General features: G+C 71.1%; 21 protein-coding genes. 11 read left to right on the top strand and 10 right to left on the bottom strand.

Going from position 1 to position 21536, the window contains the following annotated elements; all coding sequences use genetic code 11:
- The first annotated feature begins 67 nt into the window (after nt 1–67).
- Genes IEY87_RS44130 through IEY87_RS44120 form a run of 3 tightly spaced genes read left to right on the top strand, consistent with a single transcriptional unit; the run spans nt 68 to nt 2493 of the window.
- Nucleotides 68–967, top strand: coding sequence for an ABC transporter permease (locus IEY87_RS44130; RefSeq protein ID WP_225278244.1), 900 nt, complete (start codon nt 68–70; stop codon nt 965–967).
- Nucleotides 960–1748, top strand: a complete 789-nt coding sequence (locus IEY87_RS44125; RefSeq protein ID WP_189144881.1) for an ABC transporter permease — start codon at nt 960–962, stop codon at nt 1746–1748. The genes IEY87_RS44130 and IEY87_RS44125 overlap by 8 nt, the downstream gene beginning before the upstream one ends.
- Nucleotide 1749: 1 nt before the next feature.
- Nucleotides 1750–2493 carry an ABC transporter ATP-binding protein gene (locus IEY87_RS44120; RefSeq protein ID WP_189144880.1) on the top strand — a complete coding sequence of 248 codons (744 nt, stop codon included), beginning with the start codon at nt 1750–1752 and terminating at the stop codon, nt 2491–2493.
- 3 nt (nt 2494–2496) lie between these two features.
- Here IEY87_RS44120 and IEY87_RS44115 read toward each other — a convergent pair whose 3' ends face one another.
- Nucleotides 2497–2937, bottom strand: coding sequence for a hypothetical protein (locus IEY87_RS44115; protein WP_225278243.1), 441 nt, complete (start codon nt 2935–2937; stop codon nt 2497–2499).
- Nucleotides 2938–3094: 157 nt separating this feature from the next.
- Here IEY87_RS44115 and IEY87_RS44110 point away from each other — a divergent pair, with 157 nt between their 5' ends.
- Entirely contained in the window at nt 3095–3634 is a 540-nt protein-coding gene (locus IEY87_RS44110) for an MFS transporter (RefSeq protein WP_189144878.1), read from the top strand.
- Between the two features lie 48 nt (nt 3635–3682).
- Entirely contained in the window at nt 3683–4399 is a 717-nt protein-coding gene (locus IEY87_RS44105; protein WP_189144877.1) for a YcnI family copper-binding membrane protein, read from the top strand.
- Between the two features lie 94 nt (nt 4400–4493).
- Here IEY87_RS44105 and IEY87_RS44100 read toward each other — a convergent pair whose 3' ends face one another.
- From IEY87_RS44100 to IEY87_RS44090, 3 genes are read right to left on the bottom strand one after another with little or no spacing between them, the layout of a single operon-like run.
- Complete coding sequence (locus tag IEY87_RS44100; RefSeq protein WP_189144876.1) at nt 4494–5435, bottom strand: ABC transporter permease; 942 nt, start codon at nt 5433–5435, stop codon at nt 4494–4496.
- Nucleotides 5422–6387, bottom strand: a complete 966-nt coding sequence (locus IEY87_RS44095; RefSeq protein ID WP_225278242.1) for an ABC transporter ATP-binding protein — start codon at nt 6385–6387, stop codon at nt 5422–5424. The genes IEY87_RS44100 and IEY87_RS44095 overlap by 14 nt, the downstream gene beginning before the upstream one ends.
- Complete coding sequence (locus IEY87_RS44090) at nt 6384–7553, bottom strand: LolA family protein (protein WP_189144875.1); 1170 nt, start codon at nt 7551–7553, stop codon at nt 6384–6386. The genes IEY87_RS44095 and IEY87_RS44090 overlap by 4 nt, the downstream gene beginning before the upstream one ends.
- A gap of 127 nt (nt 7554–7680) precedes the next feature.
- Here IEY87_RS44090 and IEY87_RS44085 point away from each other — a divergent pair, with 127 nt between their 5' ends.
- Both IEY87_RS44085 and IEY87_RS44080 read left to right on the top strand, forming a co-directional pair.
- Nucleotides 7681–8355 carry a response regulator transcription factor gene (locus tag IEY87_RS44085; protein WP_189144874.1) on the top strand — a complete coding sequence of 225 codons (675 nt, stop codon included), beginning with the start codon at nt 7681–7683 and terminating at the stop codon, nt 8353–8355.
- Complete coding sequence (locus IEY87_RS44080; protein WP_189144873.1) at nt 8342–9694, top strand: sensor histidine kinase; 1353 nt, start codon at nt 8342–8344, stop codon at nt 9692–9694. The genes IEY87_RS44085 and IEY87_RS44080 overlap by 14 nt, the downstream gene beginning before the upstream one ends.
- Nucleotides 9695–9722: 28 nt before the next feature.
- On the opposite strand, the gene IEY87_RS44075 is transcribed toward IEY87_RS44080, so the two are convergent.
- Nucleotides 9723–10595: a LysR family transcriptional regulator gene (locus IEY87_RS44075; RefSeq protein ID WP_189144872.1), complete on the bottom strand. Its 873-nt coding sequence runs from the start codon at nt 10593–10595 to the stop codon at nt 9723–9725.
- Between the two features lie 655 nt (nt 10596–11250).
- Between IEY87_RS44075 and IEY87_RS44070 the strand changes: the two genes are divergently transcribed.
- Entirely contained in the window at nt 11251–12276 is a 1026-nt protein-coding gene (locus IEY87_RS44070; protein WP_189144871.1) for a neutral zinc metallopeptidase, read from the top strand.
- A gap of 135 nt (nt 12277–12411) precedes the next feature.
- Nucleotides 12412–14136: an LCP family protein gene (locus IEY87_RS44065; RefSeq protein WP_225278241.1), complete on the top strand. Its 1725-nt coding sequence runs from the start codon at nt 12412–12414 to the stop codon at nt 14134–14136.
- Nucleotides 14137–14239: 103 nt separating this feature from the next.
- Here IEY87_RS44065 and IEY87_RS44060 read toward each other — a convergent pair whose 3' ends face one another.
- A complete protein-coding gene (locus tag IEY87_RS44060) occupies nt 14240–14926 on the bottom strand; it encodes a glycoside hydrolase family 25 protein (RefSeq protein WP_189144869.1) in 687 nt (228 codons plus the stop codon).
- A gap of 271 nt (nt 14927–15197) precedes the next feature.
- Entirely contained in the window at nt 15198–17231 is a 2034-nt protein-coding gene (locus tag IEY87_RS44055) for a spermine/spermidine synthase domain-containing protein (RefSeq protein WP_189144868.1), read from the bottom strand.
- A gap of 198 nt (nt 17232–17429) precedes the next feature.
- On the opposite strand from IEY87_RS44055, the gene IEY87_RS44050 reads away from it, so the two are divergent.
- Nucleotides 17430–18824, top strand: a complete 1395-nt coding sequence (locus tag IEY87_RS44050; RefSeq protein ID WP_189144867.1) for a S8 family serine peptidase — start codon at nt 17430–17432, stop codon at nt 18822–18824.
- Between the two features lie 178 nt (nt 18825–19002).
- Here the strand turns inward: IEY87_RS44050 and IEY87_RS44045 are convergent, their stop codons facing one another.
- A complete protein-coding gene (locus IEY87_RS44045; RefSeq protein ID WP_189144866.1) occupies nt 19003–19728 on the bottom strand; it encodes an ABC transporter permease in 726 nt (241 codons plus the stop codon).
- Nucleotides 19728–20468 (bottom strand): ABC transporter ATP-binding protein, encoded by a 741-nt coding sequence (locus tag IEY87_RS44040; protein WP_189144865.1) that lies wholly within the window; start codon nt 20466–20468, stop codon nt 19728–19730. Before IEY87_RS44040 ends, IEY87_RS44045 begins: the two co-directional genes overlap by 1 nt.
- Nucleotides 20469–20534: 66 nt before the next feature.
- Here IEY87_RS44040 and IEY87_RS44035 point away from each other — a divergent pair, with 66 nt between their 5' ends.
- Nucleotides 20535–21155, top strand: a complete 621-nt coding sequence (locus IEY87_RS44035) for a TetR/AcrR family transcriptional regulator (RefSeq protein WP_189144864.1) — start codon at nt 20535–20537, stop codon at nt 21153–21155.
- Here the strand turns inward: IEY87_RS44035 and IEY87_RS44030 are convergent, their stop codons facing one another.
- Complete coding sequence (locus tag IEY87_RS44030) at nt 21156–21470, bottom strand: DUF4190 domain-containing protein (protein ID WP_189144863.1); 315 nt, start codon at nt 21468–21470, stop codon at nt 21156–21158.
- Nucleotides 21471–21536 lie beyond the last annotated feature (66 nt).

Genomic DNA, 21536 nt, shown 5'->3' with positions numbered 1-21536 from the left:
TAGGTCCTCCCTAGATGTCCTGCCCAGTAGACCGCCGATCTACCCGTCGGTAGGTGCGTCATATACGTTGCGCCCCACCCGCCGGACCCCGGATAATCCCAGGCTGCCTTTTCCAGCACGCCCGTGCACGGGCCCGGACACGGTCGGTGACCATGCCCGTACAGAACGGAGGCCGCACACCATCTCGCTCTACGCCCAGCTCGTCCGGTACGGCTTCCGCAAACATGCCACCTACCTCGCCGGAGCGCTCGCCGGGGCCTTCACCAACAGCGTGTTCGGCATCCTGCGCGCCTACATCCTCATCGCGCTGTGGCAGGCCAGGCCCGGCCTGGCCGGCTACGACGTCGCCGACGCCATCACCTTCTGCTTCATCACCCAGGCGCTCATCGCGCCCATGCAGCTCTTCGGCGGCGGCCTGACCATCCCCGAGCGCATCCGCAGCGGCGACATCGCCCTCGACCTCGTCCGGCCCGCCCCGCTGCAGCTCTGGTCGCTGGCCGAGGACCTGGGCAGGGCCGCCTTCCTCCTCCTCGCCCGCGGCCTGCCGCCGATGCTGCTCGGCGCGGTCCTGTTCGGCATCGTGACGCCCACCGGCGTGACGCGGTGGGCGGGGTTCCTCGCCGGTCTCCTGCTCGCCGTGCTGACCAGCTTCGGCTGGCGCTATCTGGTGGCGCTGTCGGTCTGCTGGCTGGTCGACGACCGCGGCGTCAGCGTGGTGTCCATGGTGCTCACCACGTTCTTCAGCGGCATGATGCTGCCCCTGACGATCTTCCCCGGGTGGCTGGGCGAGCTGGCCAGGGCGCTGCCCTGGGCGGCCATGGTCCAGGCGCCCGCCGACCTCTACCTCGGCAAGGCGCCCCTCCTGGACACCCTGGCCCTCCAGGCGTTCTGGGCCGCGACGCTGATCGGCCTCGGCGCGGCGGCCACCCGGGCGATCCGCTACAAGGTGGTGATCCAGGGTGGTTAGGACGTATCTCCTGCTGGCCTGGACGTGGACCCGCGCCGCCGCCGCCTATCCGGCCTCGTTCTGGCTCCTGGTCGTGTTCGGCTGCGTCACCGGCGCGCTGGACCTCGCGGTGATCCTGGTGGTCTTCGCCAACACCACCACGCTCGGCGGCTTCTCCCGCGACGAGGTGCTCTTCCTGTACGGCGCGGCCAACCTCGCCTTCACCCTCTGCGACCTGTTCGTCAGCAACCTCGACCGGATCAGCCAGCACATCAAGGCCGGCACCATGGACACGTTCCTGATCCGGCCGGTGAGCCCCTGGATCCAGATCGCCACCGACCGGTTCGTCCCCGCCCGGTTCGGCCGCGTCGTGCTGGCCGGGGCCGTGCTCGGCTACGCGCTCGGGGCGCTGGACCTCGACGGGCGGCGGCTCTGGATGATCCCCGTCATGGTCGGCACCGGGATCGTCATCTTCACCGCGCTCTGGACGCTGGCCGGCGCGCTGCAGTTCCTGCTGACCGACGCGCCGGAGGTGACCAGCGCCTTCACCTACGGCAGCCAGCAGCTCACCCAGTATCCGCTGAACGTCTACGGCCGCGACCTGGTGCGCGGCGCGACGTACGTGCTGCCGCTGGCCTTCATCAACTGGCAGCCGGGCCTGTACGTGCTGGGCCGGGACGACCCGTTCGGGACGCCGGGCTTCATGCGTTTCCTCGGGCCCGCCGCGGCCCTGGTCCTCGCCCTGCTGGCCGGGCTCGCCTGGCGGCAGGGCATTCGCCGCTATCGATCCACGGGGAGTTGACATGATCGAGCTCGACCGCGCGGGCCGTACCTTCAAGGTGAAGCGCGCCACCGTGCACGCCGTACAGGATCTGTCGTTCAGCATCGCGCCGGGAGAGTTCGTCGGCTACCTCGGGCCCAACGGGGCCGGCAAGTCCACCACGATCAAGATGCTGTGCGGCATCCTGACCCCGAGCTCGGGCACGGTGCGGGTGGCCGGGCTGGACCCCTCGCGCAGGCGCACGACGCTGGCCCGGCGCATCGGCGTGGTCTTCGGGCAGCGCACCACGCTGTGGTGGGATCTGCCGCTCCGGGACAGCTTCGACCTGATCCGGCTCCTTTACAAAGTAGATCGCAAGGTGTTCGACGCCCGGCTGGCGGAGCTGGCCGAGACGCTGGACCTGGGCGCGTTCCTGCGCACGCCGGTGCGCCAGCTGAGCCTGGGGCAGCGGATGCGCGGCGACCTGACCGCCGCGCTGCTGCACGACCCGGACGTGCTGGTGCTCGACGAGCCCACGATCGGGCTGGACGTCGTCAGCAAAGCGAGCATCCGGGCGTTCCTGGCCCGGCTCAACGCCGAACGGGGCACCACCGTGCTGCTGACCACGCACGACCTGGGCGACATCGAGCGCCTGTGCCGGCGGGTGATGCTGATCGACCACGGGCGGCTGGCCTTCGACGGCACGCTGGAGGAGCTGATGGCCTCGGCGCCCGGTCACGCGACCATCGAGGAGGTGGTCACGCACCTGTACACGAGCGAGCGGTGAAGGTCAGTAGTAGCCGCTCTCGTCGGAGGCCTGCTCGTACTCGTCCTCCTCGTCGTCGTCACCGCGCGACCAGCGCGAGGGCATCAGCACGGGGATGAACAGGGCCACACCGAGCAGGGCGTAGACCCCGCTGGAGAGCAGGGTCCTGGAGCCGGCGGCGGCCTGCCTGACGATCTCGTGCATCGTCGGCTGGTCCGGGACGAGGGTCAGCGCCCGGTTCATGTCCAGCGCGTAGACGATGGTCCAGGCGAGCAGCACCATCGAGGGAACGAACGTGGCCAGCGGCGACACCCTGCCCGCCACCACCAACCCCACGACCAGGCCCACCGCGGCCATCGCGCCGAGCGCGATCCACAGCTGCTGCCCGCCCGCCGGATTGCCCTGGGCGCCGGTCAGGGACTGCTGTACGGCCCAGCCCCCGCCTCCCAGTACGGCCGCGGTCACGACAACTCCGATGAGCAAACCAGCTAAGTGCCGCAACGTTCTCACCTCTATGTCAACGTGGTCGGCACTGACCTTAGCGACAAACGCCCTATATCACCCAGCATTGCGCGGTCTGAGCTTCGCCGATGCCCTTCCCGTGAGACCATGTGGCACACCCATGCACGCGTACCTGCCACTCAGACTCGCCAGGACGGCGGCCTTCGCCGCCGTCTGCGTGACGCTCGCCGCCCTGGCGCACTGGCTCGGCGGCGGCGTCGGACCCGGCCCCTGGACGGCCGCGCTGGGCCTGGCCCTGGTGCTCGCGCTCGCCCTGGCGCTGTCCCGCAGGGAGCGGCCGACCTCGGTCATCAACACCGCCCTCGTCGTGGGCCAGCTCGGCCTGCACGAGCTGTTCGGCGGCGGTGACGGCAGCGGCTACGTCGTCGCGCACCTGCACGGCCAGGGGCTGGGCGACGCGCTCGGCATGCTGCTGGCCCACCTGACCGCCACGCTCGTCACCGGCTGCTGGCTGGCGCGCGGCGAGGCCGCGCTGTGGGCGATGCTGCGCCGCCTCGGCGGCCGGCTCACCCTGCTGCCGCGCCCGGGCGGCCCCCCGTCGACCCGGCCGGCCGCGCCGATCGTGCGCGTACGCGCCGTGCCCGTCGGCTCGCTCCTCCGTCACTCCGTCGCCAGGCGCGGTCCTCCGCTGCCCGCCTGAGCGTCTGACACCTTTCCTTCCCCCCGGATCACCCAAGTGGAGTTTCGTATGTCCCTGATGCGCCGCGCGGCCACCGTGCTCGCCGCCAGCACCGCCCTCACCCTCGGCCTCGCGCTCCCCGCGCTGGCCCACGTCACGATCAACCCGGGCACCGCCGAGCAGGGCGGCTTCAGCAAGGTCGCCTTCCGGGTGCCGAACGAGCGCGACGACGCCAAGACGGTCAAGGTCGAGGTGTCCTTCCCCGCCGACCACCCGCTGGCCTTCGTCTCGGTCAAGCCGGTGCCCGGCTGGGACGTCAAGGTCACCGAAGGCAAGCTGCCCAAGCCGGTCACCACCGAGTACGGCGAGCTCACCGAGGCCGTCACCAAGGTCGTCTGGTCCGGCGGCGAGATCGGCAAGGGCCAGTTCCAGGAGTTCGAGGTCTCCATGGGCAAGCTGCCCACCGGCGTCGACAAGCTCGTCTTCCCGACCAAGCAGACCTACTCCGGCGGCGAGGTGGTCGACTGGGCCGACGCGCCCAAGACCGACGGCACCGAGGCCGAGCATCCGGCGCCGGTCCTCAAGCTCACCCCGGCGGCCGGTGAGAAGGCCGTGGCCACGGCCACCACCGCCGCCTCCGCCCCCGCTGCCGCCCCCTCCGTGGCTCCGGCCGCGAGCGCGGCCGCCTCGGACGGCACCGCCCGCCTGCTGGGCGGCGCGGGACTCGCCGTCGGCGTCATCGGCATCGTGGTCGCCGTCCTCGCCCTGCGCCGCCGCCCCGCCTGACACCTCCGACGCGCCGGCCTGGCCTTGAACGCCCGTGCGGGACGGTTCCCGTACGGGCGCTCAGCCCCCGCTCGGCGGCCTGGCTCGCTGGGGTCTACGCGGTGATGTCCTTGCCGGAGAAGTGCGCCCAGGCGATGGTGAGCGACAAGGTGATGTAGGCGCCGAAGGTCACCAGGCCGCTCATCAGCGCGCCGGTGTCGATCGGACTGCGCAGCACCGCGTCGAAGCTGGTGAACCGGCTCGGCAGCAGGTAGGGCTCCAGGGCGCTGAGCTGGGGGATCGCCCGCAGCACCTGGCAGACGATGACCAGCACCATGGTGCCCGCGATGGCGCCGATGGGCACCTCGGTGAACACCGACAGGGCCATCGCGACCGCGGCCAGCGCGGCCATGCCGGCGCCGACGTAGCCGACGCTGATGAGGATCCGCGTCAGGCCTTCCGCCATGCTGACGGTGCTGCCGGACAGCAGCGTCATCGGCCCGGCCGGGAACAGGATCAGCCCCGTGACCAGCGCCGACAGCGCGACGACCGCCGTGACGGCGTAGCCGTACACGACCGCGTTCAGGTATTTGACGGCCAGCAGCCGGGTGCGCCCGGCGGGCGCGGCCAGCAGGTAGCGCAGCGTGCCGGCGCCGGCCTCCCCCGCGATCGAGTCGCCCGCCACCACGCTGACGGTGATCGGCATCAGCAGCAGCACCAGGAACGAGAACGAGGCGAACGTCAGCATCAGGCTGTTGCCCGCCACGTCGGCGACCAGCCCGCCCATCGCCTCGTCCCCCGCGACGATCCACAGCGTGATGCCGACGATGACCGGCACACAGGCCACCACGGCCAGCATCGCCAGGTTGCGGGGGCGCTTGAAGGTCAGCTCCAGCTCCGAGCCGAGCAGCCGCCAGAACGCCCACGGCCTGCGGGCGGGCGGCAACGGCGGGACCGGCTCGGCCGGGCGGCGCTCGGCGCTGCTCAGCGTCTCCGCCACGGGCACCAGTCCGGGCGTCCGCCGGGTCCGCGCCTCGGTGCTCTCAGCCGTCGACATCGAAACCCTCTCCCGTCAATCCCACGAACACGTCCTCCAGGCTCGGCCGTACGACCGCGAACCCGCGTACGGCGACCCCCTCGCCCACGAGGGCGGCGTTGACCTTCTCCGGCGCGTGCCCCTCCAGGGTGGCGCTCACGTCGTCGCCGACCCGCACGTCCGCCAGGCCGAGCCCGGTGAGCACCCGCGCGGCCTCGGCGGCGTCGGGGGTGTCGATCCTGACCCGGGTGGCCCGGCCGCCGCTGAGCGAGGCCATGGTCCCCTGCGCGACCAGCTGGCCGGTGCGCATGATGGCGGCGTGCGTGCACATCTGCTCGACCTCGGCCAGCAGGTGCGAGGAGACGAAGACCGTGGTGCCCGCGGCGGCGATCTCCTTGACCAGCGCGCGCACCTCGCGGGTGCCCTGCGGGTCGAGCCCGTTGGTCGGCTCGTCCAGGATGAGCAGCTCGCGCGGGCCGAGCAGGGCGGCGGCGATGGCCAGCCGCTGGCGCATGCCGAGCGAGTAGTTGCGGTAGCGCTTGCCGGCGGCCGCGCTGAGCCCCACCCGGTCCAGCGCCTGCCCGATCCGCTGCCTGGCGGTGCCGGCGGGCGCGGTGGGGTCGGCGGCGTCGAAGCGCCGCAGGTTGGCCTCACCGGACAGGTACGGGTAGAAGGCGGGCCCCTCGACCAGCGCCCCGACCCTCGGCAGCGCCTCGGCCCTGGACAGGCCGAGCAGCGAGCACTCGCCCTCGGTGGGGGCGACCAGGCCGAGCAGCATGCGGATCGTGGTGGTCTTGCCGGAGCCGTTCGGGCCCAGGAAACCGAAGACGGATCCGCGCGGGACGGTCAGGTCGAGCGCGTCCACGGCCACCTGACCGCCGCGGAACCGCTTCGTCAGGCCGCTGGTGACGATGGCGGCGGAGGGCGGGGACGCCCCGATGGGCGCCCCCGCTTCCATGGTGACGGTCGTCACTTCACGCCCGCCGCTTTGGTGATCTCCTCCGGGGTGACCGCGCCGACCAGGAGCCGGCCGTCGTCGGTCAGCAGGGCGGTGGCCAGCTTGGTCGTGATCAGCTTGCCCGAGCCCCACTCGCCGCTCACCGGGGTGGCGGACTTCAGCACACTGTCGAGCAGCGCGGCGGGGTCGGCCCCGTCCCGGCCGCCGAACCGGGACTCCTCGCCGCCGGGGGTCGCGCCGTCGGCCTTCTTGCCGGTCAGGTCGCTCAGCGACCCGGGCAGCACCGCGACGCTCGTCCAGCCCTCACCGACGACCTTGACGTCCCGCGCCGCCTCCTTCGCCCGCTCCTGCTGCTCGCCGCCCATCTCCCGCTTGTGCGCGGCGAAGTCCTGCTCCTCCACCTTCGCCCCGGCGGGCGGGGTGAAGGTGAAGTTCTCGGCGGCGGGCGGGGTGAAGGTCACCTGGGTGTAACCGATCTGGAAGGCCGGCTCCGCCGAGCCCTTGGCGAACACCTGGACCCGCAGCGGCATGTAGTTCTCGCCGTCGAGGGCCAGGCGCACCTCCTGCACCAGCGAGCCCTCGGCCTTCGGCTTGAGGACGAGCTGGTAGGCCGGGCGGCCCGCCACCTCGGCGGTGTTGGACACGCTGATCACCGTGTGCTCGCCGACCTGGGCCAGCATCTTCTCCGCCGCCGCCTGCGGCGTGAGGTCCTCGGGGCGGTGCGTGGCCAGGCTGCCCGGCCGCTCGCCGCCCTGCGGGAGCTTGACCCGGGTGGCGGTGTTGCTGCTGCTGTCCCAGTACCAAGCCTGGTCGCCGTTGACGATCAGATTGGTCTCGGCCAGCTGCGTGGGCATCGCCACCCGTACCTTGTCCTGCCCGCCGTACCAGACCTTCACCTCGTGCGACCCCGACAGCAGGGCGAGCGGCGAGCTGCCGCCCGTCTGCGGCAGCGCGGGCAGGCCGAGCGACGCCGTCTGCTGGACGGTGCCGGACATCGGCGGCGGACCCTCCGACTTGCCGGTCGCCGCCGCGGCGTCGGCCAGCAACTGCTGGGCCGAACGCTCCGGCAGCACGGGATCGCCACTGACCGCGGCGATGACCGGACCGGCGCCCAGCGCGCCCCCGATCACGGCGGCGGCCGCGATCGGCACTCCCCACCTCATGAACGTGCCTTTACGCATCTCACTCCTTAACGGTATGTCGATACGTGCAGCCTGCGTCATGCATCCTTAGGCAGACCTGAGACAGCCTGAGGCCGCTCTCAGCCTTCTCAGCGAGGTCTCAGGAGGAGGACGGGAGAATCGCCACATGAGAGTACTTGTCGTCGAGGACGAGCGGCGGATGGCCGCCGCGCTCCAGCGGGGGCTGCAGGCCGAGGGCTTCGCCGTGGACCTCGCCCACGACGGCGAACAGGGGCTGCACGAGGCCAGGCACGGCGAGTACGACGTGGTGGTGCTGGACATCATGCTGCCCAGGCTCTCGGGCTACAACGTGTGCAAGCAGTTGCGCGCGGAGGAGAACTGGGTGCCGATCCTCATGCTGTCGGCCAAGGACGGCGAGTACGACATGGCCGACGGCCTGGATCTGGGCGCCGACGACTACCTGACCAAGCCGTTCTCCTACGTGGTGCTGGTGGCCAGGCTGCGCGCGCTGCTGCGGCGCGACTCGGGGCGGCGGCCCGCCGTGCTGGGCGCCGGGGACCTGTCGCTGGACCCCGCGCGGCGCCGGGTGCTGCGCGGCGAGACGGCGATCGAGCTGACCCCCCGGGAGTTCGCGCTGCTGGAGTTCCTGATGCGCAGGCGCGACGAGGTGGTGTCCAAGGCGGAGATCCTGGAGCACGTGTGGGACACCTTCGACACCGATCCGAACGTGGTGGAGGTCTACGTCGGCTATCTGCGCCGCAAGATCGACGGCCCGTTCGGCAGGAACGCCCTGCAGACCGTCCGCGGCGCGGGCTACCGGCTGGCCGGTGACGGTGGCTGACAGCCCGCTGGCCTGGTGGCGGCGCCAGGGGCTGCGCTTCCGGCTGACCGTGGTGGCCGCGGCGGTGCTCGCCCTGGCGCTGGCCGTCTCGGCGTCGGTGCTGGTCACCGTGCTGGACCGGGCGCTGATCGACACCGTCGACGAGTCGACCAGGCAACAGGCCCAGACCGTGCGCGTGCACGCCGACGCGGGCACGCTGACGACCCCGATCACCACCAACGACGGCACCATCGTGCAGGTCGTGGACGCCGGCGGGCGCATCACGCATGTCACCTACGGAGCCGACCGGCTGGTGCCGCTGCTGGCCGCGGCCGCCCGGGAGCGGGTGCTGCGCGAGGGCGGCGAGGCCACCTTCCTGGACGGCCGGCCGTACGCGATCCCCGGGCCGCTGCGCGTGGTCGTGGTGCGGGCCGACCGCGGCCAGACCGTGATCGCGGCCAGGCCGGTCGCGGAGATCCAGATGAGCCTGGCCACGGCCGGCCGGGTGCTGCTGATCGGCACGCCGCTGCTGATCGTGCTGCTGGCCGCGGCGAGCTGGGTGATCATCGGCAGGACGCTGCGCCCGATCACCGCGCTGCGCCGCGGCGCCGCCGAGATCACGCACACCGCCAGGTCCCGCAGGCTGCCGGTGCCCGAGTCGAAGGACGAGGTGCACTCGCTGGCCACCACGCTCAACGACATGCTGGCCAGGCTGGAGGAGGCCGAGCAGCGCCAGCGCGCGCTGGTCTCCGACGCCTCGCACGAGCTGCGCAGCCCGCTGGCCAGCATCCGCCTGCAGCTCGAGGTGGCCCTCGGGCACCCCGAGGGCCAGGACTGGCGCGAGACGGCCGAAGGCGTCCTGGAGGACACCATGCGGCTGTCCAAGCTCGCCGAGGACCTGCTCGCGCTCGCCCGGCTGGACGAGCGCGGCGGGGTGCCCGCCCGGACGGAGCCCGTCGACCTCGACCAGGTGACCCGGCAGATCGCCGACCGTTACGGTGACGTGCGGCTGACCGCCTGCGAGCCGCTGGTGGTCAGCGGCGACGCGCTCGACCTGAGCCGCGTGCTGACCAACCTGATCGACAATGCCGTCCGGCACGCCACGTCGACGATCGAGGTGGCGCTGACCGGCGACGGCACGCTGACGGTGACCGACGACGGCCCCGGTGTACCCGAGGAGGATCGGGAGCGGGTGTTCAACCGCTTCACCAGGCTCGACTCCGGCCGCGGCCGCGACGAGGGCGGCGCGGGGCTCGGGCTGGCGATCGTCCGTGAGACCGTGCGCGCGCACGGCGGCACGGTGCACCTGGAGGACGCCTCCCCCGGGCTGCGCGTGGTGGTGTGGCTGCCCCGCGGGTGACCGGTGCGGGATCCGGCGATCGACCGCGCTAGGCGGCGGTGCCCTTCTCGGCCGTCGCCAGGAAGTCCTGGGCGATCAGCGGGAGGCGGCGGCGCGCGTGCACCACGGCGATGACGCGCCGCACGGCGGGTTCGAGCGAACGGACCACCAGACCGGCCCGGCCGGCCTGCTCGGCCATGCCGCGGTACCAGAGCAGTGAGGCCTGGCCCGCGCGTACGGCGTTCAGCCAGCCGTTGCGCTCGTCGGTTTCGAGCACCACGACGGGGTTGACCGCGTACTTGCCGAACATCGCCTCCAGTTCCCTGCGACGGACGCTGCCCCGCGCGGGCAGGGCCAGCCGCATGCCGTCGAGACGGCACATCGGGACGGGGTTGGGCAGTTCGAGGGCGGGAGGGGAGATCAGCACGATCTCCTGGCGTTCGAGGGGATGGGTGACGAGGTCGCCGGGCACCGGCAGGTCCGTCAGGCCGAGATCGGCCCGCTGGTCCCTGATGGCACTGACCACGGCATCACGGCCGTCGCAGCGCACGATGTGCACGCGGACGCCGGGGTGCTCGGCGGTGTAGGCGGGCAGAAGCCGCCCTGCGAGGCCGGGTTCGAGGCTGGGCGTGGAGGCGATGCGAAGCTCGGCTTCCCCGGCGGGACCGCCGTGGTGGGCCAGGCCCTCTATCTCGCGGACCGCGTCGAGCGCCTCCCTGGCCAGCTTCACCACCCGGCGGCCGTGTGCGGTCACCACTACACCGCGCCCGGAGCGAGCGAAGAGCGTCATGCCCAGCTCTCGCTCCAGATCCCGGATCGCACGCGAAAGCGCAGGTTGTGCGATGTAAAGCGACCTGGCCGCGTCGGTCATGGTGCGGTGCTCCGCAGTCGCGACCACATAGCGGAGCTGCTGGAGGTTCATGTCAAAGAAGCTAGGACAACGCCCGCCGCGCGGTGGGGGACATAGCGGAGATCACCTCGAATGATTTCGGACTGTAACCGAGCACTGCTACATCCGTGACGGGTGATAAATGAGTATGCTTCTGCCCCAAATTTGGCAAAGTTTCGATGAGTGACTCACTTGGCCACCCATTAGGGGACAAACCGCATTAAGGGGCGACACGGTGACAGGCAACGGGCAGTACCCTCCCGCGCCTCAGGGGCCAGGACAGCCCCAGCGGCCACCCTCGCGCCCTTGGCCCCCACCGGGGTACGGCGAAGCACCGGGCGGGCGTCCGCCGAACAACCCGTACCCACCCAACGCGCCGGCCAATCCTTACCCACCGCAGGGAAATCCGTACCCGCAGGAGAATCCGTACCCGCAGGGGCCACCGCCGGGGAACCCGCACCCGCAGGGGCCGCCGCACGGGAATCCGTACCCGCAGGGGCCGCCGCCGGGGAACCCGTACCCGCAGCAGCCCCCGCAGGGGAGCCCCTACCCGCCTCCGCAAGGCCGGCCCTACCCACCCCCTCCCCCGCCGCCGCAGTGGCAGCAGCCGCCGCCTCCGCCCCCTCCGCCGCCACCGGGGCGGGGGCCGTACGGGCAGTGGCCGCAGCCGCCGAGGAAGAAGCCGGGCATGGGGGCAGGGGCCATCCTCGGCACCGTGTTCGGCTCGATGGCGGCGCTGTTCGTGCTGATCGTCGTCGGCGCGGCGATGATCGACGGTGCCCAGGAGTCACGGACGACGACGCCGATCGCGATCCCGACGCTGTCGCCGTACGACGAGCCGACGCGGCGGCCGGACCGGGACCCGAGCGCGAGGCCGACCACCGACTCCAGCTCTGACCCCAGCCCCGAGTCCACCCCGGAGTCCACCCCCGAGCCCAGCCCGACGCGGAGCCAGGACGACTCGCCGGTTCAGGTCACGGTCAACAGGAGCCTGAAGAACAACACCGTCTACCGGGCGGGCGCGCTGCCGAGGCTGCGCTGCCAGGCGGGCAACGTGAGCATCCACAGCCACAGCCAGCTCAAGTCGCTCATCCTCAGGACCGGCAGGTGCATGGGCAACGCCTGGGGGCAGATCCTGCGCAAGCAGGGCATCCCGTTCAGCCCGCCGAACTACGCGATCGTCGCCGGGCGCGGCAGGGGCGCCTGCGGCGACTATCCGGCGGCGGGGAGCATGGTGCCCTACTACTGCCCGCGCAACAACACCATCTACGCCTCCACCACGGCCATGGCCAAGGGCAACGGCAACGCCCGTGGGTACGGCCAGATCATCTCCTGGCACGGCGGCATCATCAGCATGATGGCCCACGAGTACGGCCACCACGTGCAGAACGTGACCGGGCTGATGGACTCGTGGTGGGCGCAGACGATCGACTCGTCGAGCCGGAGCGGCAAGCTGGCGCTCAACAGGCGCATGGAGTTGCAGGCCACCTGCTTCGGCGGCATGTGGATGAGGTCGGTGGCCGGCACTTATCCGGTCACCTCGGCCAACCGCGGCAATTTGTTCTGGTTCTACAGCCAGGTGGGCGATTACCCCGGTTTTCCCCGTGACCATGGCTCGCGGACGAACAACAACAGGTGGTTCCGGCAGGGCTGGCTGAAGAGCCAGGCATATCAGTGCAACACCTGGATGGCGGCCTCCTCCACGACGTCCTAATGGCAACCTGGTGTTCATCTCAGCTTGGGTACATGTCTCTGATGTCCATATATGGGGACTAGAATCCTGGCAATCTTGCTGTCAAACGGGGGCAAACCTTTGGGTTCTGCCTGGTGGGCGTGCGAAGGAGCCAGTGTGAGCAAGCGCGACGGGGATAACACCGTGCCCGGCGGTAGGAAACGCCGTCCCCCTCGCCGTCCGCGCCCTACCAGCCGTCAGCCGTCCTCCGCGGAGGACGGCCCGCAGCCCTCCGGCTCCGCCAAGCAGCCCTCCGGCTCCGCCAAGCAGGCCCCCGGCCCAGCCAAGCAGGCCCCCGGCTCCGCCAAGCAGCCCTCCGGCTCCGGCCAGAGGCCCGCCGCCGGCCTCGGCAAGGGCAAGAAGGTCGGCGACGGAAAGAGCGCGTCCAGATCCGCCGGACCGGCCAACGCCGGCGCGATACTCGGCTGGACCCTGCTGTCGATAGTCGTGCCCGGCACCGCCCATCTGCGGGCCGGGCATCGCCGTACCGGCCTGATCCTCATCGGCATCTACGCGGTGGTGCTGCTCGGCGCGCTGGCGTTCGTGCTGTCCACCCTGGACAACGTGGGCATCTACGTGCGCAGCAGCGTGCACACCACGGTGACGGTCCTCGCGGTGCTGGGTGCGCTCTGCTGGTTCGCGCTGGTGCTCTCCTCCTACATCGCGCTCGGCCCCAACAGGCTGAACCAGCAAGGTCAGATCGTCTCCGGCATCGTGGTGGGCGTGGTGTGCGTGGCGGTGATGGCGCCGTTCGCCTTGGCGGCCACCACCGTGCAGGCGGGCAGTGACGCGATGCAGAACATCTTCCGCAGCGCCGCGGACGACCCGGACATCGCGCCGATCAAGGAAGATGACCCCTGGAACGGCAAGAATCGGGTGAACTTCCTGCTGATCGGCGGTGACGCGGCGGGCAACCGCACCGGCGTGCGCACCGACAGCATGAACGTGGCCAGCGTGGACCTCGCGACCGGCGCCACCGTGCTGTACAGCCTGCCGCGCAACCTGCAGCATGTGCACTTCCCCCCGTCCTCACCGCTGCGCAAGCAGTTCCCCAACGGCTTCATGGCGGAACTGCCGCAGGGCGGCCTGCTCAACGAGGTGTGGCAGTACGCCACCGACCACCCGGACCTCGCCGGCGGCAAGAACAAGGGCCCGCGAGCGCTCATGGACGCCATCGGCCACACCCTCGGCCTCAAGATCGACTATTACGCCATGGTGAACATGTACGGCTTCGCCGACCTGGTGGACGCGATCGGCGGTCTGAAGATCCGCGTCGAGCGGGACATCAAGTGGGGCGGCCACTACGGCACCGCGGGCACCATCAAGGCGGGCACCCAGCGACTGTCCGGCGAGGAGACCCTGTGGTACGGCCGGTCCCGCGTGGAGAGCGACGACTTCAACCGGATGAGCCGCCAGCGCTGCGTCATCGCCGCGTTCGCGCAGCAGGCCACGCCGGATGTGATTCTGCGGAACTTCAGCAACCTCGCCAGGGCGACCAAGAGGCTGGCGCAGACCAACATCCCGCAGGAACTCCTCGAGCCCCTGGTCCCCCTGGCGCTCAAGGTCAAGGACGCGAAGATCACCAGCCTGCAGTTCGTGCCCCCTGACTACTGGCCGGGCAACCCCGACTGGGTCAAGATCCGCAAGGCGTCGGCCAAGGCGATCCAGGACTCCCTGAAGCCGGCCCGCCGGGCGCGGACCGCCGACGTGGCCGCCTCCCCCGGCGTCCCGACGGCCACCGCGACGCCACCGGGGACGGCGGCCGCCAGGCCGACGGCGACGCCCACCCGCAAGACGCAGAAGGCCGGCGCCACCTCACTCAACGAAGCCTGCGGCCTCTGAGGAAGGAAGCAGCAGGCCCAGGAGCGGACCCGGCGTCCGCCCCTGGGCCGGTCATGGCGGGCCTGAGGCCGCCGGATCACTCCGCGGGCCCGAGGCCGCCGGATCACACCGCCGGGCGGCCCAGGGCGCGCAGGTCCTTGATGGTCAGCGCGGACACGTTCTGGTCCACGGGGTTGTCGGAGTACTGGTGGATGGCCCAGGACTTCCAGTCGGCCGGCGGGGTGACCGTGCCCTTGGCCTTGCCGTAGTTGGCGAGCCAGAGGGGATACTGGCCGAGGCCGTGGCCGTACTGGTCGGCGAAGGCCTGGCTGCTGTAGAACAGCGGCTTGACGCCGGTCTTGGCGGTGACGCGCTCCAGCCACTTCTTGGCCCAGGCGTTGACGTGGGCGGTGGACTGGCCGTCGCTGGTCTCCAGGTCGAGGGCGAGCAGGTCGCCGGGCTTGCCCTGCTGGCCGTTCACGGCCGCCAGGAAGTAGTCGGCCTCGACGACGGGGTCGTTGGCCGGATGGCCGAAGTGGTAGGCGCCACGCGCGACCTTGTTCTTGTCCAGCTCTTTCCAGTGGCGGGCGAAGGTCGGGTCCTTGAAGTCCAGACCCTCGGTGGCCTTGACGATGCCGAAGTCGGCGCCGCTGGTGGCCCAGTCGTGCTGGGGCTGGTAGTTGGAGACGTCCTGACCGTAGGTGAAGTCGTCTGCCTGCGCGGGGCCGGAGAAGCCTACGGCCGCCACGGCGGTGGCCATGGCCAGCAGCGCGCCCGCTCGGAATGTGCGCAGGGTGCTGGAGATGGTCATGCGGATTCCTCCTGGGATATGAGGCATCGCGGGTACGGCACGCGGCCGTACGCTCGCGAAGGGCTACAGCGGAGCACCTCGGCGGGGCACACGGGCCACACTGCGGAGGAGGTGCTGGACGGGAGTCGCCATGGTCACTCGTTAACCGGGAGGAAAACCGCCGGGCCGGACTCAGGCGCTCAGATGTTTACAACGGCGACACTACCGCCAACATTCCCAAAAGGCCAGGTCAAGCAGGATGCGACCCGGCAAACCCCGTCCAGCGCGGGCTTCAGGCGAGGGCTCGTCTGGGCAACAGGGCGAACGCGCCGAGGTAAAGCAGGGCCGCCACGATGAGCAGCGCCTGATAGCCGATCACGAGCGCGAGATACTCCAGGCAGCCGCCCACCATCGCGCCCAGCAGGTTGGCGCCGAAGGACGTGGTGGCGTCCGCCGAGTCGGCGAACCGCTTGGCGAACACCACGTTGGCCGCGAAGATCGGCAGGAACGCGACCGTGACGGCCACCACCGCGCGCAGCGGCAGCGGGAGCGACAGCAGCCACGCGTTGGGCACCAGCCAGGCCAGCACCAGGCCCGCGAACAGCACGCCGTACATCGCGGGCAGCGGCGGGGTGCGCCAGCGGCGGGTCACCTCCACGGCGGCGAGCACCGCCACGAGCACCCCGGCGAAGACGATCGCGTTGACCACCCAGGTGGTGCCGAACAACAGCGCGAAGCCGGTGACGCTCTTGGTCTCCAGCAGCAGGAACGCCACCCCGAGCAGGAACAGGTCGGCGTAGGGCCGCATCCGGCGGTAGGGGCCGGCGACCATGCGCACGGCCAGCAGGCTGACCAGCAGGATCAGGCCCAGGGTGATGAGGTAGATCGCCGGGATCGTGCGGTCCTTCAGGTAGAGGAAGGGGCGGTCGTCACCGGCGGGCGGCGGGGTCCCGGCGGCCGCGCCCGCCCACGGGCCGGCGCAGCGCTGGGCCGCGGGGGTCGCGCCCGCCGTGATGACGGCCTGCTGGCCGCTGACGCTGACCACGTCCACGCACGGCTTGTGCCCGAACGCGCTCTGCACCGTGCCGGCGAGCCGGTCGACGAGCCAGCTCTCGCGGTAGTAGTTGTACATCGAGAAGGCGCCGCCGGGCTTGAGGTGCTCGCGGGCGGCCCGCATGGCCTCCGGGGTGAACAGGTAGCTCTCCAGCCGCAGCGAGCTGGCTCCGGACACCAGGGTGAGCGAGTCGGGCAGCGCGAACAGGATGAGGTCGTAGCGGCGGTCGGTGCGCTCCAGGAAGGCGCGCCCGTCGGTGACGTGGGTGGTGACGCGAGGGTCGTCGTACGGCCGGTCGGGGTGCTCCGAGCCGCCGAGCTCGCGCAGTTTGGGATCGATCTCGACGGCGTCGACCCGGCGGGCGCCCTTGGACAGCGCGATGGCCACGTCGGTGCCGCTGCCCGCGCCCACGATCAGCACGTCCTGCGGGGCCGCCACGGCCCGTTCGTACGGCAGGCCGTACTGGCCCTCCCACTGCAGGCGGGCGGCGGCGGGCGCGGCCTGCTGGTGCGGGATGCCGTTGACCGAGATGTCGGTCACCGGCACGCCGAGGATCTCCAGCGCCCTGGTGGTGACCTTGTAGTAGGGCGACCAGATCGCGCCCGCGGTGAGCGTCTCGGCCAGCAGCAGGCCGACGACGGCGAGCGAGGGCAGGGTCACCAGCGCGAGGTACGGCACGCGCGGCCGGGGCACCAGCAGCAGCCCGTAGGCGAGGGCGGCGATCAGCCCCCAGAAGACGGGCGGCGCGCTGAGGAAGGACAGCGCGGTGAAGGCGGCGATGCCGGTGAGGCTGCCGATCAGGTCGTAGCGGTAGGCCTCCAGCCGGGGCAGCTCGGGGAAGCACCGGCCGACCAGCTCGGCGGGCCCCATGAGCACCACGGCCGCCGCGCAGAAGATCACCGGCAGGATCAGCCAGGCGGGCGGGCCGGTGGTGCCGAGGCTGGTCCAGTAGAGGACGTCCTCGGAGGAGCGGTCCACCGTCACGGGGAACGTGAGCACGACGAGCACGAGGCCGAACAGCACGACCGGCGAGTAATAGGGCTGCCGCGTGGATCTGCCGACGCGCAGGAATCCGAGTCCGATGCCGAGGAATGAGCCGAGCAGCACGAAATTGGTGAAATAACTCAGATGGACGATGTTGGATCCGGTCCACCTGATCAGCGCGAGCTCGAGGAAGAGCATGAAGGCACTGGCGAGGATCAATCGGGGGCGCACCGCCAGCCAGTGCGAGCTCGTGCCGCCGCCGACCGCCTTCTGCTCCTGGAGCGTCATGATGACTCACCGTATTGAGCGACGCCCCGGCCCGCAAGGTCAAGAAAGCCGGGGACGCCGAGAAATAATTACTGTGGAAATCGCCGGAATTTGTGACGTTTTAGCAGGTCAAATGCCTTAAGTGGCGCTGGACGCGGCGGGCTGGAATGGAGGAATGTGGGGAAGGTTCTTTCCCCCATAGTCGCTCGGTGGTCAATCATGCGGGTCCTCATCCAGCTTCGCCCCTCCCCCGATCTGGTCGCGGCGGTCGCCGACCCCGGCATGACCGCCACCTCCGCCGATGTCGCCGACGGCCTGCCCGGAGTCGAGCTCGACAGCGCCTTCGTCCCCGTCGCCCTGCCCCGGCCGGTGCCCGCCGGCGGCGGTGGCGACCCGCTCTCGCTCAACCAGCCGCTCAACTTCTCACTGTCCCCCGAGGACGCCTCCGTCCTGGTCCGCGGCACCATCTCCGACGACGAGATCACCGCCCGGATGACGCTGCTGCCCGCACTGCGCCCCGACGTCGTCGGCGTCTTCGCCGACCCCGTCGTGGAGACCACGCTCACCTGCGGCGGCGACGCCTCCGTGGGCACCTGGCACGACGTGGAGCGGCTGCTCAACGTGCCCGGCCTGCACGCCGAGGGGCTGCACGGCGCCGGCGTGCCGGTCGCCGTGCTCGACACCGGCATCAACACCGCCCACGTGGCCAGGCAGCTCGGCCGGGACGTCACCCTCGACGCCGCGCTGAGCTGGAGCCCGGCCGGGGTGCCCGGCCGGCCCGGCCACGCCGAGGTCGACCACGGCACGATGTGCGCCTTCGACGTGCTCATCGGCGCCCCGCAGGCGTCGCTCATCGACATCCCGCTGCTGCGCTCCACCCGGCCCGGCGGCTCGGCGCTCGACGGGCTGCTGTCCGACGCGGTCGCCGCCTTCGCCCACCTGCGCACGATCCTCGCCGGTCAGCCCGCCGAGACCAGGGCGCTCGTGATCACCAACTCGTGGGGGTCGTTCTCCCCCGAGTGGGACTTCCCCGTGGGCCATCCGGGCAACTACTCCGACAACGCGGCGCACCCGTTCAACCTCATGGTCGCCAGCCTCGACCAGGCGGGGGCCGACGTGCTGTTCGCGGCGGGCAACTGCGGGCGCGACTGCATGGACCGCCGATGCGCCTACCCCGACCGGCCCATCACCGGCGCCAACTCCCACCCCCGCGCGCTGTCGATCGGCGGGATCGACGTCAACGGCCACCGGGTCGGCTACTCCTCGCAGGGGCCTGGCCGGTTGAGCGCCCGCAAGCCGGACGTGTGCGCCTACACCCACTTCGCCGGTTCCAGGGCGCTCGGCCCGGACAGCCCGGACTCCGGCACCTCGGCCGCGACGCCCGTCGCCGCCGGGCTCGTCGCCGCGATCCGCACCCGCTGGCCGTCCTCCCGGCTCTCACCCGCCCAGCTCCGCGCCCTGCTGCGCCGCACCGCCGAGGACCGCAGCGAGGTCGGGTTCGACTACGACTACGGTTACGGCACGGTGGACCCCGCCGGGATCATCGCCGCCCTGCAGCGCCGGGCCGCCGCGGCCCAGCAGGAGTCCTCGAGCCCGCAGCCCGCGGCCCGCTGAACCACCCGTCACCGGGTAGACGACCAGGCCGCACACCCGGTACAAGGGCGCCCGGCCGTGAGACGCCCACCTGTCAGACGTCCGGCCGTCATACGCCCGCCTGTCAGACGCCTTGCCGTCATACGCCCGCCTGTCAGACGCCTTGCCGTCAGGCGCCCGGCCGTCGGGCGCCTGACGGCTAGGCGCTCGCCCGGTTGAACACGCGGGTCCCGACGGTCAGGCTGATCACCGCGAACACCACGGTCACGGCCACCCCGGCGACGACCGTCCCGGTGAAGTAGTGGCCGCCGAACAGCTCGCGCAGCGCCTCCAGGACGTGCCGGAACGGGCTGACGTACGAGAGCGCGTCGAGCCAGCCCGGCGCCATCGACATCGGCAGGAACGCGCCGGACAGCAGCACGAGCGGGATCACCGCCGTGCCCATCACCGGCGCGAACAACTGCTCGTTCATGGTCAGCGCGATCGCGTACGACAGCGCGGCGAGGCTCGCCCCGAGCACCACGACCAGCGCCAGCCCGGCCAGCAGCCCCGCGACGGGGGCGCGCAGGCCGAGGGCGTAGCCGACCGCGACCAGCAGCACGACCTGGAGGATGAGCTGGACGGCGTTGGTGAGCACCCGGCCGAGCAGCAGGGCCAGGCGGCTCGCCGGGGTGACGCGCAGCCGCTCCAGCGCCCCGGAGCGCTTCTCGAACACCACCCCGAACCCGGCCATGCCGGTGCTCATCAGGCCAAGCTGGATGATCAGGCCGGGCACCAGGGTCTCCCAGCTGCCGATCGTGGCGAAGATGGGCCCGAACAGCACCAGGAAGAACAGCGGCTGGATGGCGCCGAAGATCAGGCCGGCCTTCTGGCGCAGAGTGGCGCGCAGGTTGTGGCGGAACAGCAGCCAGGTGTCGCGGACCATCAGAGGGCCGCCTCCTCGCGCAGTGACCTGCCGGTGAGGTCCAGGAACGCCTGGTCGAGCGTGCGGCCGCCCGCCTTGAGCTCGGCCGGGGAGCCCGTCGCGACGATCTCGCCGTGGTCGATGATCAGCAGCCGGTCGCAGAGCGCGTCCGCCTCGTCGAGGTAGTGGGTGGTGAGGAAGACCGTCACGCCGTCCTCGGCGCGCAGGCGGCGGATGTGGTCCCACAGGTTCGCCCTGCTCTGCGGGTCGAGCCCGGTCGTCGGCTCGTCCAGGAACAGCAGGGCCGGCCGGTGCGGCAGGGCGAACGCGATGTCGACGCGGCGGCGCTGGCCGCCGGAGAGCGTGCCACCGGGCCGGGACTCCATGCCCGTCAGGTCCAGCATGGCCAGCACCTCGGCCGTCCTGGCCGACGCCTCGGCGCGGCTGAGGCCGTACAGCATGGCCTGGAGGTGGAGCTCCTCGCCGAGCGGGACCGACGGGCTGACCCCGCCGCTCTGCGAGACGTAGCCGATGTGGCGTCGCACCCGCGCCGGGTCGCCCAGCAGGTCGTGGCCCGCCACCGTGGCGGTGCCCGAGGTGGGCCTGAGCAGGGTCGTCAGCATCCGCATGGTGGTGGTCTTGCCTGCGCCGTTGGGGCCGAGGAAGCCCACGATCTCACCGGGCCGCACGGACATGGTCACGTTCTTGACGGCTACGTCGCCGCCTTTGAAGGTCTTGGACAGACCTGTCGCGTTGATCATTTGATCGCCTCCAAAGTTAGAGTAAACCTAATTTTGGAGCGACTGCAAACTTGGTAGCATGGCGGGGTGGACGAAGGACTGCGGGAGCGGAAGAAGCGCGAGACCCGAGAGCGCATCTCGGACATGGCGATGGGGTTGTTCATGTCGCGCGGGTTCGACAACGTGACCGTGGCCGAGGTGGCGCGCGCGGCGGACGTGTCGGTGAACACGGTGTTCAACTACTTCCCCGCCAAGGAGGACCTCTTCCTGGACCGGCAGGACCAGGTGGAGGGCATGCCGGTCGAGGTCGCGCGGGGGCGTGCGCCGGGTGAGAGCGTGGTGCGGGCGTTCCGGCGCGACTTCCTCGACGCGCTGGAGACGCGCGACTGGCGTTACGGACTGAACGAGGGCAGCGACGTGTTCGCCAGGATGGTGGCCGACAGTCCGGCGCTGCGCGCCCGGACGCGCGAGCTCCATCTCAGACGGGAGACGCTGCTGGCGGCCGCGCTCGCCGAGGAGGCCGGTGCGGACGACGACGACCTCGCGCCGCTCCTGATGGCCGCGCACCTGCTCAACACGACCCGCCTGCTGTCGGAGCACGCCGTCCGCGGGATGCTCGCGGGCGAGGCGTGGGAGACGATCCGGCCCCGCCTCAGGGTGCAGGCCGACAAGGCGTTCGACCTGCTGGAGTCGGGCATCGGGGAGTGATCAGTCCAGGTTGCCGCTCAGTGCCGCGCCGCCGAGGATCAGGAAGAACAGCCCGTAGATGACGATGATGCCGATCATGATGCAGGTGCTGATGATGCCGCAGATGCGCCCGGCCTGCACCATGCCGCGGTTCTCGTAGACGTAGCCGCTGTTGTCGATCTCGCGCAGCGCCTTGGTCCCCATGTTCCAGGCGAACGGTCCGAGAATCTGGCAGATGACCAGGCTCAGGATGCCCAGCACCAGGATCGTGGTGCCGTTGGGGTGGGTCTGCGGCGGTGGACCGTAGTAGGAGGGCCCGTAGTTGGGATAGGACATCGGTGCTGGACCCCTTGTCTGACGGCGATTGCGTGGGTTTTATACCACAGCGTCGAGTCGCGCCGT

It is taken from the genome of Nonomuraea glycinis (assembly GCF_014646515.1).
GTDB classification, from domain to species: Bacteria; Actinomycetota; Actinomycetes; order Streptosporangiales; family Streptosporangiaceae; genus Nonomuraea; species Nonomuraea glycinis.
The sequence above is the reverse complement of the archived record's forward strand: the minus strand, read 5'-3'. Positions and strand labels throughout refer to the sequence as shown.